The sequence below is a fragment of the Kitasatospora sp. NPDC127111 genome (assembly GCF_042677465.1).
Taxonomy (GTDB): domain Bacteria; phylum Actinomycetota; class Actinomycetes; order Streptomycetales; family Streptomycetaceae; genus Kitasatospora.
Window position 1 is genome coordinate 53829 of sequence record NZ_JBHXTG010000016.1, and the last position, 14596, is coordinate 68424.

Annotated in this window: 10 protein-coding genes and 1 riboswitch; of the genes, 8 read left to right on the forward strand and 2 right to left on the reverse strand. The window is 75.4% G+C overall.

Annotated elements, in window-relative coordinates; genetic code table 11:
* Positions 1-10 precede the first annotated feature (10 nt).
* The 4 genes from ACFVHB_RS13300 to ACFVHB_RS13315 all read left to right on the forward strand — a co-directional run bounded on the left by ACFVHB_RS13300 (position 11) and on the right by ACFVHB_RS13315 (position 3460).
* A complete protein-coding gene (locus ACFVHB_RS13300) occupies positions 11-892 on the forward strand; it encodes a GyrI-like domain-containing protein (protein ID WP_380319799.1) in 882 nt (293 codons plus the stop codon).
* Between the two features lie 90 nt (positions 893-982).
* Entirely contained in the window at positions 983-1486 is a 504-nt protein-coding gene (locus ACFVHB_RS13305; protein ID WP_380319802.1) for a DinB family protein, read from the forward strand.
* Positions 1487-1695: 209 nt separating this feature from the next.
* Positions 1696-2604 carry an NADP-dependent oxidoreductase gene (locus ACFVHB_RS13310; protein WP_380319805.1) on the forward strand — a complete coding sequence of 303 codons (909 nt, stop codon included), beginning with the start codon at positions 1696-1698 and terminating at the stop codon, positions 2602-2604.
* A gap of 91 nt (positions 2605-2695) precedes the next feature.
* Positions 2696-3460 (forward strand): VOC family protein, encoded by a 765-nt coding sequence (locus ACFVHB_RS13315; RefSeq protein WP_380319808.1) that lies wholly within the window; start codon positions 2696-2698, stop codon positions 3458-3460.
* A 115-nt stretch (positions 3461-3575) separates the two neighbouring features.
* Here the strand turns inward: ACFVHB_RS13315 and lnt are convergent, their stop codons facing one another.
* Together lnt and cobN are read right to left on the reverse strand one after the other, a co-directional pair.
* Entirely contained in the window at positions 3576-5144 is a 1569-nt protein-coding gene (gene lnt / locus ACFVHB_RS13320) for an apolipoprotein N-acyltransferase (protein WP_380319811.1), read from the reverse strand.
* A 185-nt stretch (positions 5145-5329) separates the two neighbouring features.
* On the reverse strand, positions 5330-8950 hold the full coding sequence (gene cobN, locus ACFVHB_RS13325; RefSeq protein WP_380319814.1) for a cobaltochelatase subunit CobN: 3621 nt from the start codon (positions 8948-8950) through the stop codon (positions 5330-5332).
* Between the two features lie 113 nt (positions 8951-9063).
* Positions 9064-9148, reverse strand: a riboswitch (cobalamin riboswitch).
* A gap of 155 nt (positions 9149-9303) precedes the next feature.
* Between cobN and ACFVHB_RS13330 the strand changes: the two genes are divergently transcribed.
* From ACFVHB_RS13330 to ACFVHB_RS13345, 4 genes are all read left to right on the forward strand, one after another.
* A complete protein-coding gene (locus ACFVHB_RS13330) occupies positions 9304-10836 on the forward strand; it encodes a nitrite reductase (RefSeq protein ID WP_380319817.1) in 1533 nt (510 codons plus the stop codon).
* Positions 10833-11459 (forward strand): precorrin-8X methylmutase, encoded by a 627-nt coding sequence (locus ACFVHB_RS13335; protein ID WP_380319820.1) that lies wholly within the window; start codon positions 10833-10835, stop codon positions 11457-11459. The genes ACFVHB_RS13330 and ACFVHB_RS13335 overlap by 4 nt, the downstream gene beginning before the upstream one ends.
* Positions 11460-11545: 86 nt before the next feature.
* Positions 11546-13081, forward strand: a complete 1536-nt coding sequence (locus ACFVHB_RS13340) for a precorrin-2 C(20)-methyltransferase (RefSeq protein ID WP_380319823.1) — start codon at positions 11546-11548, stop codon at positions 13079-13081.
* 208 nt (positions 13082-13289) lie between these two features.
* Entirely contained in the window at positions 13290-14438 is a 1149-nt protein-coding gene (locus ACFVHB_RS13345; RefSeq protein ID WP_380319826.1) for a cobalt-precorrin-5B (C(1))-methyltransferase, read from the forward strand.
* Positions 14439-14596: the final 158 nt, after the last annotated feature.

Below are 14596 nucleotides of genomic sequence, written 5' to 3' on the forward strand. Positions count from 1 at the left end.
ACGGGGCGCAGTGCTGGAGCACCTGAACCGGGCGATGGAGCGCATCGAGGAGGCCCTCGGGGCCTGTCCCGACGCGGCGGTCGACGTGGCCGAGCTGGCGCGGATCGCGCTGACCTCGGAGTACCACTTCCGGCGGATGTTCTCGGCGCTGGCCGGGATGCCGCTGTCGGAGTACGTGCGGCGCCGGCGGCTGACCGTCGCCGGGGCCGAAGTGCTCTCCGGCGAACGGACGTTGCTCGAGGTGGCGGTCCGCTACGGCTACACCTCGGGGGAGGCGTTCGCCCGGGCGTTCCGGGCCATGCACGGCGTCGGGCCGGGCGAGGCCCGGCGCGCGGGGGCGACGCTGACATCCCAGCCCCGGATGTCCTTCCGGCTCGTCATCGAAGGGAGCAGCAGTATGGAGTACCGAATCGTCGAGAAGCCCGCGTTCCGGATCGTCGGCCGGCGGGCCCGGGTCCCGCTCGTCCACGAGGGGGTCAACCCGGCCATCGCCGAGTTCATCAAGGGGCTCGGCCGGGAGGTCGTAGACCGGATCTCGGCCCTCTCGGACGGGGAGCCGGACGGCATCCTCTCGGTCACCGAGTTCTTCTCGGACAGCCGCGAGGAGGGCGTCGAACTCGACTACTACCACGCGGTGGTGGCGGGTGCGGACGCCGTCGTGCCGGACGACCTGGACGTGCGCGAGGTCCCGGCCGGCACCTGGGCCGTCTTCTCCAGCACGGGGACCTTCCCGAAAGCCCTCCAGGAGATGTGGCGGGACGTCTACACCCAGTGGTTCCCGTCCAACCCGTACGAGACCCGCCCGGGCCCGGAGATCCTGCGCACCCGGTTCCTGCCCGAGGGGGAGGCGGAGGCTCAGCTCTGGATCCAGGTTGAGCGGGCGGCGCGCTGAACACCCCCTGAGTTATTGGTGATTGACGGTCCGTCTGACAGTGTGCCCCGGGTTGGTTCGGCCGGCCCGGGGGCCTGTAGGGTCCCGCGCATGATGAAGCGCGTGCCCTTCCAAGGGGCGGAGAAGGAGAGCCTGTTCGCGGCTCTCGACCGGCACCGTGACGCCGTGCTGTGGAAGTTGGAGGGCCTGGACGACGAACAGCTCCGGCGGCCGATGACCGCCTCGGGAACGACGCTGCTGGGGCTGGTGAAGCACCTCGGCGGCGCCGAACTCGGTTGGTTCTGCCGGACGTTCGGCCACGAGACCGGTCCGCTGCCGTTCGACCTCGACGAGGACGAGGAGTCCGACCTCAAGATCCGGCCGGACGAGTCGACCGCCGACATCCTCACCTTCTACGCCCGTGCCCGCGCCGCCGCCGACCAGGTCGTCGAGGAGCAGGAGCTGGACGACCTCGGCCGCGCCTGGTTCGGCGACGAGGTCTCTCTGCGCTGGGTCCTGATCCACATGGCCACCGAAACCGCCCGCCATGCCGGGCACATGGACATCATCCGCGAGCTCCTGGACGGCCGGACGGGGGACCACAACCGGGGGTGATCCGTGAGCGGGGATGGGGTGAACGGCTGACAGCTGACAACGAACAGATAACAGATGACAGATTTCATCATCTGTTATCTGTTCGCCGTCGGTTGTCACTGTCAGCTGTTCGCCGCCCGCCCGTTCGGCGCCACCGGCGGGCCGTGGCCATCGGTGGCCCGCATGCTGGGGCGGGGGAGAGGGCCGCCCAGCGAAGGAGTGGATCGAGGATGGCCAAGGCGTTCGGGTTCGTCGGGTACGGCGGGCCGGAGAATCAGGAGTTCCTGGACCGTCCTGTGCTGGTGCCCGGGCCGGGCCAACTGGCGATCGTGGTGCGGGCGGCCGGGGTGAACCCGGTGGACTGGAAGATCCGCCGCGGCCTGTTCGGGCAGGAGCGGGAGCTGCCGGCCGTGATGGGCCAGGAGGCGGCGGGGGTGGTCGAACGGATCGGGCCCGACGTCACGGGGTTCACTCCGGGCGACGAGGTGTTCGGGGTGACGGCGACGGGAGCCTTCGCCGAGCAGACCCTGCTCGTCGCCGCCGCCAGCGCGGTCAAGCCGAGCGGTCTCGGGTTCGCCGAGGCGGCGACGCTGCCGGTGGCGGCCGCGACCGCCGACGACGGGGTCCGGGACGTCGGCGTCGGCTCCGGGCAGACGCTGCTGATCCTCGGCGTGGCCGGGGGCGTGGGCAGCGCGGCCGCGCAGATCGCCCGCAGCCGGGGCATCCGGGTGGTCGGCACGGCGAGCGACGCCAACCGCGGGTACGTGGAGTCGCTCGGCGCGGTGCAGGTGCGCTACGGCGAGGGCGTGGCCGGGCGGATCAGGGCGGTCGCCCCGGACGGGGTGGACGGCATCCTCGACCTGGTCGGCGGGGACGATCTGCGTGCAGCCGCCGAGACGCTGGCCGACCGGTCGAAGCTGGTCTCCACCGCGGACCCGGCCACCGCGGCCGAGCTGGGCGGGCGTTACATCACCCGCTCCACCACCCCGGCGACGCTCGCCGCGCTGGCCGACCTGGTCGCCGTCGGCGAGCTGGACGTGCACATCACCGGCCGTTACCCGCTGGCCCACGCCGCCGAGGCGATGAGCCTGGTCGAGTCGGGTCACGCGCGCGGAAAGCTGGTCCTGGAGATCGGCTGAGCGGGCATCGGACCACCAACCCACCACGCTGCGGGAACCACGAAGCACCGAGCGGGAAACAGACGAGACGGGAAACAGGGAGCACGGTGAGATGAAGCAGAACACGGTGACCACCGGCGGGCCCTGCTGGGTCGAGCACGGCAGCGCGGACCCGGCGGGGGCCAAACGGTTTTACGGCGAACTGTTCGGCTGGGAGCCGGAGACCGACGAACGGCCGGAGGCCGGCGGCTACACCTTCATGAAGCTGGCCGGCGCGGTCGCCGCCTCGATCACCCCGCTGTACGGGGAGAGCCAGCCGACGGCCTGGAGCGTCTCCTTCGCGGTCCCCGACGCGGACGCCTCCGCCGCCCGGATCACCGAGGCCGGCGGGAGCATCGTCGTCGCGCCGATGGACGCGCTGGACTTCGGGCGGTTCGCGATCGCGGCGGACCCGGGCGGCGCGGTGTTCGGGCTCTGGCAGGCGGGCCGGCTGACCGGCGCCGAGGTGCTGAACGCGCCCGGTGCGCTCGGCTGGGTGGAACTGCTCACCCGTGACCCGGAGGGCGCGAAGGCCTTCTACCCGGCGGTGTTCGGCTGGACGGTCAACCCGTCCGAGCAGTACACCCAGTGGGGCCTGGACGGCGACGACTTCGGAGGCATGCTGACCATGGACGACCGGTTCCCGCCGCAGGTGCCGCCACACTGGCTGCCGTACTTCGCGGTCGCGGACGTGGACGTGACCGCGTTCCGGGCCGGGAACCTCGGCGCGGACGTGCTGATGGCACCGACCTCGGTGCCGAGCGGCCCGCGGATCGCCGTTCTCCGGGACCCGGTCGGTGCGGCGTTCGGCATCTACCGGGCGGACACGGAGGGCTGAGCCACCCGGCCACGCATCCACCCGGCCACGCACCCACCCGGCCGCGCCCCCGCCCGGCCACACACCCCGTGCCGCGCCCGGCCGACCAGCCACGCAAGGCCCGCGTCCGCGGGCCTCACCGCTGCGGGGAGCCGCCCCCCGGACGCTGCCGCCACGCCACCGCCGCCGCGCCGGCCGTCACAAGCAGCGCGGCGACCGGCACCACGTCGCCCACCCGGTCGTACCAGGTGAGCGTGGACGGCTCGGTGAGCGGCAGCCGGACGGTGAGGGCGCCGGTGCGGTCGGTGCCGAGCCGGGCCAGTTCGCGGCCCTGCGCGTCGAAGGCGGCCGAGACGCCGGTGAGCGAGGCCTGCACGGCCGGCCGGCCGGTCTCGGCGGCGCGGATCGCGGCCAGCGAGACGTGCTGCTCGGGCGCCCAGGTGCGCTGGAAGGTCGAGGTCGAGGACTGGTAGACCAGCACCCGGGCACCGTCGCGGGCGGCGGCGCGGGACATGTCGGGGAAGGCAGATTCGAAGCAGATCAGCGCCCCGACCGGCAGCGCCGCGCCCGTCCGGTCGGTGGCCGGGAGGACGTGGAAGGCCGTCCCGGGCGCCCGGTTCTCGCCCGCCGCCCGGCTGACGCCGGCGATCCAGCCGAGCAGCGGCCGCAGCGGGATGTACTCGCCGAACGGCACCAGCCGGATCTTGCGGTAGCGGTCGGCGATCCCGTCCGGGGTGACCAGCACCGCGTCCTTGGAGATCCGGCCGTCCGCCTTGCGCGCGTCCTCGCCGGCCAGGATCTCGGCGCCGGTGACGGCGGCGAGCCGGCGCAGCCGGGCCAGGGCGGCGGGGTCGCGGTCGAGGTCGGCGGTGCTGCTGGACTCGCCCCAGACGACGAGGTCGACCGACCGCCCGCCGAGCCCGGCGGTGGCGGCGGCACTGGCCTCGAACCGGGCCCGCGGGTCCTCGACGACGCCGGGTTGGACGAGTGCGACCGTGACGGCGCCGGCGGGGGCGGGCGCGGAGCGGAGCGCGAACAGCAGTGGTCCGGCCGCCAGCACCAGCACGGTGGTCAGCGCCGCGAGGGCTCGCGGCCGCCCCTCGGTGGCGGTCAGCAGGACCAGCACCCCGGTGTTCACGGCCACGACGGCGGCGCTGACCAGCCAGATCCCGCCGGCCGAGGCCAGCGCGAGGACGGTCGGGTGCTGCCACTGGGTGGCGCCGAGCAGCGCCCAGGGCCCGCCGAGGGCGTGCCAGGAGCGCGCGTACTCGGTGGTCAGCCAGACCGCGGGGACGACGGCCAGGGCGAGCAGCGCCCGACGGGTGGTCAGCGGCGGGTGCAGCAGCAGCCACACGGCGAGCCCGAGGCCGGCCTGCAGCGCGCCGAACACGATCGCGAGCAGGGGCAGCGCGGGCCCGATGGACGGGATCAGCCAGTACATCGCGGTGAGGATGAACCCCGCGCCGAACCACCACCCGCGCACCGCCGCCTCCCGCGCCCCGGGCGCCCGCTGCATCAGCAGCAGCCCGGGGACGAGGCCGACCCAGGCCAGTTCCGCCAGCCCGGCCGACGGGAAGGCGAGCACCGGCAGCGCCCCGGCGGCCAGCGCGGCCACCCGTGGGCGGTACCGGCGGGCACGGGCGTCGCGGTCCCGGGCGGCGGACGCCCCGAGGGCGGGCGGGGTGAGGGCTAGGCGGCGTGACATGCCCCGTATTGTCCGCTTGGCCGGGGCACGCCACCAGTATTCCCGTCACCCGAATGGGTGACGGGAACACCGCAGGGCGGGTACACCGCTCGGCCGGGAACACCGCTGGGCGGGAACACCGCAGGCCGGGAACACCGCTCGGCACCAACGCCCCACGGCGGGAACGCCGATGACAGCGGGCGGCCTCAGCCCTCGTCGCCCTCCAGGTCACCCTCGGTCTCCAGGAACGCCGCCTGCAGCTGCTCGATCAGCTCCGGGTCCGGCTGCTCCCAGAGGCCGCGGCTCGCCGCCTCCAGCAGCCGCTCGCTGATCCCGTGCAGCGCCCACGGGTTGGCGCCGGCCAGGAACTCGCGGTTGACCGGGTCGAGCACGTACTCCTGGGTGAGCTTCTCGTACATCCAGTCGGCGACCACGCCCGTCGTGGCGTCGTAGCCGAACAGGTAGTCCACCGTCGCGGCCATCTCGAACGCGCCCTTGTAGCCGTGCCGGCGCATCGCCTCGATCCAGCGCGGGTTGACCACGCGGGCGCGGAAGACCCGGGCCGCCTCCTCGGTCAGCGTCCGGGTGCGCACCGTCTCCGGGCGGGTCGAGTCGCCGATGTAGGCGGTCGGCGCCTTGCCGGTGAGGGCGCGCACGGTGGCGACCATGCCGCCGTGGTACTGGAAGTAGTCGTCCGAGTCGGCGATGTCGTGCTCGCGGGTGTCGGTGTTCTTCGCGGCGACGGTGATCCGCTTGTACGCGGTCTCCATCTCCTCGCGGGCCGGCCGCCCGTCCAGCCCGCGCCCGTACGCGTAGCCGCCCCAGACCGTGTAGACCTCGGCCAGGTCGGCGTCGGTGCGCCAGTCGCGGCTGTCGATCAGCTGGAGCAGGCCGGCGCCGTACGTGCCCGGGCGGGAGCCGAAGACGCGGACGGTGGCCTTGCGCTCGTCGCCGTGGACGGCCAGGTCGGCCTGGACGTGGGCGCGCACGTGGTTCTGCGCGGCGTCCTCCTCCTGGGCGGCGGCCAGGCGCACCGCGTCGTCCAGCAGGGCGACCACGTGCGGGAAGGCGTCCCGGAAGAAGCCGGAGATGCGCAGCGTGACGTCGATGCGGGGGCGGCCGAGCTCCTCGAGCGGGATCGCCTCCAGGCCGGTGACCCGGCGCGAGGCGTCGTCCCAGACCGGGCGGACGCCGAGCAGGGCGAAGGCCTCGGCGATGTCGTCGCCGGCGGTGCGCATCGCGCTGGTGCCCCAGAGCGAGAGCCCGACCGAGGGCGGGAAGGCGCCGTCGTTGTCGGCGGTGTAGCGCTCCAGCAGCGAGGCGGCGAGCGCCTGGCCGGTCTCCCAGGCGAGCTTGCTGGGCACGGCCTTCGGGTCGACGGAGTAGAAGTTGCGGCCGGTCGGCAGCACGTTGACCAGGCCGCGCAGCGGCGAGCCGGAGGGGCCGGCCGGGACGAAGCCGCCCCGCAGCGCGTGCAGCACGGCGTCCAGCTCGTCGGTGGTGGCGGCGAGGCGGGGGACGACCTGGGTGGCGGCGAAGGCGAGCACCTCGGCGACGGCGGCCGGCAGCCCGGCGGCGACCTTCTCGACCGCGCCGGGCGCCCAGTCCTCGGCCTCCATCGCCTCGACCAGGGCGCGGGCCTGCGCCTCGGCGGCGTCGGTGGCGCCCAGCGTCAGCGCGGCCTCGTCCAGGCCGAGGGCCTCGCGCAGTCCGGGCAGGGCGCTGACGCCGCCCCAGATCTGCCGGGCGCGCAGGATGGCGAGCACGATGTTGACCCGGTCGGTGCCCACCGGCGCCTGGCCGAGCACGTGCAGGCCGTCGCGGATCTGGGCGTCCTTGACCTCGCAGAGCCAGCCGTCGACGTGCAGCAGGAAGTCGTCGAAGCCGTCGTCCTCGGGGCGCTCGTCCAGGCCGAGGTCGTGGTCGAGCTTGGCGGCCTGGATGAGGGTCCAGATCTGGGCGCGGATCGCCGGGAGCTTGGCCGGGTCCATCGCGGCGATGTTGGAGTGCTCGTCGAGGAGCTGCTCCAGCCGGGCGATGTCGCCGTAGGAGTCGGCGCGGGCCATCGGCGGGACGAGGTGGTCGACCAGGGTGGCGTGGGCGCGGCGCTTGGCCTGGGTGCCCTCGCCCGGGTCGTTGACCAGGAACGGGTAGATCAGCGGCAGGTCGCCGAGGACGGCGTCCGGGCCGCACTCGGCGGAGAGCGCGGCGGTCTTGCCGGGCAGCCACTCCAGGTTGCCGTGCTTGCCGAGGTGGATCACCGCGTCGGCGCCGAAGCCGCCGTCCTCCTGGGCGGCCGCGATCCAGCGGTAGGCGGCCAGGTAGTGGTGGCTCGGCGGGAGGTCGGGGTCGTGGTAGATCGCGACCGGGTTCTCGCCGAAGCCGCGCGGCGGCTGGATCAGGACGAGCAGGTTCCCGGAGCGGATCGCGGCCAGCACGATGTCGCCGTCCGGGTTCCGCGAGCGGTCGACGTACAGCTCGCCGGGGGCCGGGCCCCAGTGCTCCTCGACCTGCTCGCGCAGCGCCGCGGGGAGCGTGGCGTACCAGCGGCGGTAGTCGGCGGCCGGGATGCGGACGGGGTTGCGGGAGAGCTGGTCCTCGGTGAGCCAGTCCTGGTCGTAGCCGCCGGCGGCGATCAGGGCGTGGATGAGGGCGTCGCCCTCGTGGCCGTCGTCCTCGTCGGCGGTGACGTCGAGGCCGGGCAGCTGGTCGCCGAGGTCCATGCCCTCCTCGCGCAGGCGGTGCAGCAGGCGCATCGCGCTGGCCGGGGTGTCCAGGCCGACGGCGTTGCCGACCCGGGCGTGCTTGGTCGGGTACGCGGAGAGGACGAGCGCGAGGCGGCGCTCGGCGGCCGGGACGTGCCGGAGCCGGGCGTGCTTGACGGCGGTGCCGGCGACCCGGGCGGCGCGCTCGGGGTCGGCGGCGTAGACGGTCAGGCCGTCCTCGTCCAGCTCCTTGAAGGAGAACGGGACGGAGATCAGCCGGCCGTCGAACTCGGGCACCGCGACCTGGGTGGCGGTGTCCAGCGGGGAGAGGCCGTCGTCGCTGGCCTCCCACTGGGCGCGCGACCAGGTCAGGCAGAGCGCCTGCAGGATCGGCCGGTCGAGCGCGGCGAGCGCGCCCGCGTCCCAGGCCTCCTCGTCGCCGCCGGCCTGCGCGTCGGCCGGCCGGGTGCCGCCGGCGGCCAGCACGGTGGTGACGATCGCGTCGGCCGCGCCGAGCTCGGCGAGCAGCTCGGGCTCGGCGCCGCGCAGCGAGGCGCAGTAGTACGCCTTCGCCTGCGCGCCCTGGTCCTCGACGGCCCGGCAGAGGGTCTCCACGAAGGCGGTGTTCCCGCTCATGTGGTGGGCGCGGTAGTAGAGCACCGCGATGGTGGGGCCCTCGGTGACGCGGGCGGTGCGCTCCAGCGGGCCCCAGGCGGGGGCGGAGGCGGGCGGGGCGAAGCCGTGGCCGGTGAGCAGCACGGTGTCGGAGAGGAAGGCGCCCAGCTCGGCCAGGTTGGCCGCGCCGCCGTGGGCGAGGTAGGCGTGCGCCTCGGCGGCGATGCCGGCCGGGACGGTGGACAGCTCCATCAGCTGGGCGTCGGGCGCCTGCTCGCCGGTCAGCACGACCACCGGGCGGGGGCCGGCCAGCAGCGCGTCCAGGCCCTCCTGCCAGGCCCGGCGGCCGCCGAGCAGGCGGACCACGACCAGGTCGGTGCCCTCGACCAGGGCGGGCAGCTCCTCGGGGGACAGCCGGGCGGGGTTGCCGAGGCGGTAGGGGACCGGGCCCTCGGAGGCGCGGGCGCTGAGCAGGTCGGTGTCGGACGTCGACAGCAGCAGAATCATGCGAAGGCCCTCCCGGCCTTGTCGGTGGACAGGACCGCGAGTGCGGGCATGCGGCGGCGCATGGCTTCAAGCCTTCCTCGGGGTCCGCGCCCCGGGCCGGTGGAGGACGGCAGGAGTTCCTGGCTCCCGCGGCCCCCGGAGCTCCGGTGAACCGCGGTCACAGTGGCGGGACCGCACCGGGCTTGCACCGGTTTCCTCCCCTGCGCCGTCGCTGGCGTGCGGACGACCCGCGAGGGACGCCCGGCAGCATCGTACGGGGTACGACTGACCTGGGGGAGTGCCCAGGTCGGGGAGCCCCGTCCCGCTCCGGGAGTGTGACCCGGAGTACGGGGGCAACCGATCGGATCATCTGTATGCTCGCCGCCATGCCACCGACACCCGACGCCACCACGCCGGGCGCCGCCGTGCCCGACCGGGGTCGCGCGGACGCCTGTCCGGGGGCCCTTCGTCTGCACACCGCCGACGACGGCGCCCTGGCCCGGGTCCGGCTGCCCGGCGGACTGCTGACGGTCCGTCAGGCGCTGGCGCTGGCCGAGGCCGCCGAGGCCCTGGGCGACGGCGAGCTGGAGACCACCTCGCGCGGCAACGTCCAACTGCGCGGCCTGGCTTCGGACTGCGGGGCGCAGCTGGCCGACCGGCTGCGCGCCGCCGGGCTGCTGCCCTCCGAGACGCACGAGCGGGTCCGGAACATCGTGGCCTCGCCCGGCCCCTCCGGCGGCCACGCCGACGTGCGGGCCTGGGCGCGCGAGCTGGACGCCCGGCTCTGCGCGAGCGACTGGGCGACCGGGCTCTCCGGCAAGTTCCTGTTCGCGCTGGACGACGGGCGGGGCGACGTCGCCGCGCTCGACGCCGATGTGACATTGATCGCAGGCCCGGGTGCGGCCTCGGGTGCCGGTGCCGGTGCCGGTGCCGGCTCCGGTGCGGGCCCGGGTGCGGGCACCGGTGCGGGCGCGGACTCCGGGGCGGGCGCGGGCGCGCGCTCCGGGGCGGACGGCGGCACGGTGCTGCTGCGCCTCGGCCGGGCCGCCACCGCGCGCGCCGTCCCCGCCGCCGGTGCGGTGGACGCGGCGCTGGACGCGGCCCGGGAGTTCCTGGACGCGCTGCGGGCGAGCGGACGCAAGGCCTGGCACCTGCGCGAGGTCCCCGACCTGCTGCCGCCCGGCACCGCCCCGCTCCCCGCGCTGCCCGGCACCCCGCCGCCGCTCGGCGCCCTGCCCGGCGGGCTCTCCGTCGGCCTGCGCTTCGGCCGGGCCACCGCCGCGCAGTGGCGGGCGCTCGTCGCGGCGTCGGCCGGCGAACTGCGGCTGACCCCCTGGCGCGGCGTCGTCCTGCCGGGGGCGGCCGCCGACCGGCTGCCCGCGCTGGCCGCGGCCGGCCTCCGCACCGCTCCCGGCACCGCCTGGGACGGCGCGAGCGCCTGCACCGGACTGCCCGGCTGCGCCAAGTCGCTGGCCGACGTGCGGACCGACGCGGCCCGCGCACTGGACCGGCCGGGCCCGGGCCCGGACCTGGCCTGTCGGAGCGACCGCGCGGACCGGAGCGACCGCGCGGACCGGAACGACCGCGCGGTCCGGAGCGACCATGCCCCCCGGAGCGCCCGTGCGGACCGTAACGACCATGCCGATTGTGCGGCCCCCGCGGACCCCGCGGACCCCGCGGACCCCGCGGACCCCGCGGACCCCGCGGGGCCGGCGGGCGGCGTGCCCGGCGGGCTGCGGGTGCACTGGTCCGGCTGTGAACGGCGCTGCGGCCACCCGGCCGGGCGATGGGTCGACGTGCTGGCGACCGGGCAGGGGTACCGGGTGGCGGTGGACGGCACCGCCGTGGACGTGACGAACGAGGAGATGGCCGAGGCGGTCGCCGAGGCCCGGAGGACCACGAAGTGATCGAGTACGAGAAGGACGGCGCGTCGATTTACCGCCAGTCCTTTGCCACCATCCGGGCCGAGGCCGACCTCGCCGCCCTGCCCGCCGACGTCGCCCAGGTCGCGGTGCGGATGATCCACGCCTGCGGCATGACCGACCTGACCGAGGACCTGGTGTACTCGCCCGGCGTGGTCGCCTCCGCCCGCGCCGCGCTGCACGCCGGCGCGCCGATCCTGTGCGACGTCAACATGGTCGCCAGCGGCGTCACCCGCAAGCGGCTGCCCGCCGACAACGAGGTGATCTGCACCCTCACCGACCCGTCCGTGCCGGAGCTGGCCCGCACGATGGGCAACACCCGCAGCGCCGCCGCCATGGAACTGTGGCTGCCCCGGCTGGAGGGCGCGGTGGTCGCCGTCGGCAACGCGCCGACCTCGCTGTTCCGGCTGCTGGAGCTGATCGAGGCGGGCGCGCCCCGCCCGGCCGCGGTGATCGGCGTCCCGGTCGGCTTCATCGGCGCCGCCGAGTCCAAGGAGGCCCTGGCCGCGCACCCGTCCGGCCTGGAGCACCTGGTGGTGCGCGGCCGGCGCGGCGGCAGCGCGATCGCCGCCGCCGCCATCAACGCGATTGCGAGCGAGGAAGAGTGACCGAGCGTCAGATCCCCGGTGCGGGCGCGAGTGCGGGCGCGAGTGCGGGTGCGAGTGTGGGCGCGGGCGCAGGTGTGGATGCAGGCGTGGACGCAGGTGCGGCCGGGGCTGCGGGCGCGGGTGCGACCGGCCGGCTGTACGGGGTCGGGCTCGGCCCCGGCGACCCGTCGCTGATCACCGTCCGGGCCGCCGAACTCATCGGCAAGGCCGACGTGGTGGCCTACCACAGCGCCCGCCACGGGCGCTCGATCGCCCGCTCCATCGCCGAGCGGCACCTGACGGGCGGTCAGATCGAGGAGAAGCTGGTCTACCCGATCACGGTCGAGACCACCGACCACCCCGGCGGCTACCGGGGCGCGCTGGACGACTTCTACGAGGAGGCCGCCGCCCGGCTCGCCGCCCACCTGGACGCCGGCCGCGACGTCGTCGTGCTGGCCGAGGGCGACCCGTTCTTCTACGGCTCCTACCAGCACATGCACAAGCGGCTCGCGCACCGCTACCCGACCGAGGTGGTCCCCGGCGTGACGTCCGTCAGCGCCGCCGCCGCCCGGCTCGGGCAGCCGCTCACCGAGGCCGAGGAGACGCTCACCGTCATCCCGGGCACGCTGCCCGAGGAGGAGCTGACGGCCCGGATAGCGTCCGCCGACTCCGCCGTGATCATGAAGCTGGGCCGCACCTTCCCGGCCGTCCGCCGCGCCCTGGAGCGGGCAGGCCGGCTCGATGACGCCCAGTACGTCGAGCGCGCCTTCCTGCCCGGCGAGCGCACCGCGCCGCTCGCCGAGGTGGACGCCGAGACCGTGCCGTACTTCTCGGTCGCGGTGCTGCCCAGCAAGGTCGCGCCGCTGGAGCCCGAGGTGCGGCTCGCCGACGGCCTCGGCAGCGTCACCGTGATCGGCACCGGCCCGGCCGGCCCGCTCTGGCTCACCCCCGAGGCGCGCGGCGCCCTCGCGGCCGCCACCGACCTGGTCGGCTACACCACCTACCTGGACCGGGTGCCCGTCCGCCCCGGCCAGCAGCGGCACGGTTCCGACAACAAGGTGGAGTCCGAGCGCGCCGAGTTCGCCCTCGACCTGGCCCGCCGCGGCCACCGGGTCGCGGTCGTCTCCTCCGGCGACCCGGGCGTCTTCGCGATGGCCACCGCCGTCCTGGAGGTGGCCTGCGAGGACGCCTACCGCGACGTCCCGGTCCGGATCGTCCCCGGCATGACCGCCGCGCACGCCGCCGCCTCCCGCGCCGGCGCCCCGCTCGGCCACGACTACGCCGTGGTCTCGCTCTCCGACCGGCTCAAGCCCTGGGACGTGGTCGCCAAGCGGCTGCGCGCCGCCGCCGAGGCCGACCTCGTGCTCGCCCTCTACAACCCGGGCTCGCAGTCCCGCACCACCCAGGTCGGCCGCGCCCGCGACCTCCTGCTGGAGTACCGCGCGCCGGAAACCCCGGTGGTGATGGCCCGCGACGTCGGCGGCCCGACCGAGCGCGTGCGCACCGTCCGCCTCGCCGAGCTCGACCCCACCCAGGTCGACATGCGCACGATCCTGCTCATCGGCTCCTCCCAGACCCAGGCCGTGGAACGCGGCAACGCCACCGAGGTCGTCTGGACCCCCCGCCGCTACCCGGAGGCGTGAGCACGGGGGGCGGGCGGGCGTCGGCCGAGCGTGCTTGCCGGCGGAACGTGAGTGCCGGCGGAGCGTGCGTGCCGGCGGAGCGGGAGGTCGGCCGGTCCGGCGTCCTGCTCCGCCCGTTCCGTCCCTCCGGCAGGCCGGGTGGGTCGCGGCCCGGCGGGCGGGGGAGGATGGGGGGCGTCCAGAAGCCGGTGCGGAGCAGGGAGCGGTCGTGAGTGAGGTCGGTGGTCGGGCCGGGCAGCTGCGGAGCAGCGGGCTGCGGCACGGGTGGACGACCGGGGCGTGTGCGACCGCGGCGACCAGGGCGGCGTACCAGGCGCTGCTGACCGGGGAGTTCCCCGACCCGGTGGTGATCACGCTGCCGAAGGGGCAGCGGCCGGGGTTCGCGCTGGCCGCCGAACGGCTGGCGGACGGGCCGGGCGGCCCGCGGGCGATGGCCGGGGTGGTGAAGGACGCCGGGGACGACCCCGACGTGACGCACGGCGCGCTGATCCGCTCCACGGTGTGGGCGGGGGAGCCGGGCTCCGGGGTGGTGTTCCGGGCCGGGCCCGGGGTCGGCACGGTGACCAAGGCCGGCCTGCCGCTGCCCGTGGGCGAGCCCGCCATCAACCCGGTGCCCCGGCAGATGATCCGGGACGCGGTGGCCGAGGTGGCCGCGGAGTTCGGCGCGGCCGGGGACGTGGTGGTCGAGGTCTCCGTGGACCACGGGGAGGAGATCGCCCGGTCCACCTGGAACCCCCGGCTGGGCATCCTCGGCGGCCTCTCCATCCTCGGGACGACCGGCATCGTCGTCCCCTACTCCTGCTCGGCCTGGATCGACTCCATCCGCCGCGGCGTCGACGTGGCCCGGGCCGCCGGCCGCACCCACGTCGCCGGCTGCACCGGTTCGACCTCGGAGAAGGTCGCCGTCGCCGTGCACGGCCTGCCGGAGGACGCGCTGCTCGACATGGGCGACTTCGCCGGGGCCGTGCTCAAGTACCTCAAGCGCCACCCGGTGCCGCGGCTGACCATCGCGGGCGGCTTCGCCAAGCTCTCCAAGCTCGCCGCCGGCCACCTCGACCTGCACTCGGCCCGTTCCCAGGTGGACAAGGGCTACCTGGCCGGCCTGGCCCGCGAGGGCGGTGCGGACGAGGCGCTGGCGCGGGCGGTCGCCGCGGCGAACACCGCGCTGGAGGCGATCCAGCTCTGCCGGGCGGCCGGGGTCCCGCTCGGCGACCTGGTCGCGGAGGCGGCCCGCGCCACCGCGCTCGGCGTGCTGGTCGGTTCGCCCGTCGCGGTCGACGTCATCTGCATCGACCGGGCCGGCACCATCGTCGGCCGCGCCGAGCCGGCCGGGCCGGGGCGGCTCGCGGGATCGTGAGCCCGGCTGCGCCCGGCTGAGCCCGGCTGCGCCCGGTGTGGACTCGGCGCGAGCCGGCGTGGAACCGGGCGTGAGCCGGCGTGGACCGTCATGGGCCCGGCGTGAACCGTTGCCGTGATGTGAAGATCTGACACTCATACGGGGTGAGAAACGGACAA

Coding starts and splice junctions, on each gene's coding strand:
- ACFVHB_RS13330 (WP_380319817.1), top strand. CDS start 9,304: ATGCTCGCCGCCATGCCACCGACACCCGACGCCACCACGCCGGGCGCC.
- lnt (WP_380319811.1), bottom strand. CDS start 5,144: ATGTCACGCCGCCTAGCCCTCACCCCGCCCGCCCTCGGGGCGTCCGCC.
- ACFVHB_RS13310 (WP_380319805.1), top strand. CDS start 1,696: ATGGCCAAGGCGTTCGGGTTCGTCGGGTACGGCGGGCCGGAGAATCAG.
- ACFVHB_RS13315 (WP_380319808.1), top strand. CDS start 2,696: ATGAAGCAGAACACGGTGACCACCGGCGGGCCCTGCTGGGTCGAGCAC.
- cobN (WP_380319814.1), bottom strand. CDS start 8,950: ATGATTCTGCTGCTGTCGACGTCCGACACCGACCTGCTCAGCGCCCGC.
- ACFVHB_RS13305 (WP_380319802.1), top strand. CDS start 983: ATGATGAAGCGCGTGCCCTTCCAAGGGGCGGAGAAGGAGAGCCTGTTC.